Below are 243 nucleotides of genomic sequence, written 5' to 3' on the forward strand. Positions count from 1 at the left end.
CGCCAAGGGCAAGGACTGGCCTTCCGACCCGGATGGAACACCGCTCTATCCGCAAAGCGAGCGCGATCTGACCGAGAAAGAGCAGATGGAACGCATCGCCTCGGGCATGTCCTATGCCTGGCGGCTCTTCGACAGTTTCAATCCGTCGTCACCCAGCACGAGATCGTGATGGTGATAAAACGGCTCCGGCAGGCCGAGCAGTTTCTGCAGCAGCCGGTGAACGGAGGTCGCGTGAAACAGATC

Annotated in this window: 1 pseudogene; it reads right to left on the reverse strand. The window is 60.1% G+C overall.

The window, feature by feature from the left end:
• Positions 1 to 117: 117 nt before the first annotated feature.
• A pseudogene (locus F9K91_RS25745) lies at positions 118 to 243 on the reverse strand (tRNA glutamyl-Q(34) synthetase GluQRS); the annotation flags it as partial.

This window comes from Brucella tritici (assembly GCF_008932295.1).
Taxonomy (GTDB): Bacteria; Pseudomonadota; Alphaproteobacteria; order Rhizobiales; family Rhizobiaceae; genus Brucella; species Brucella tritici.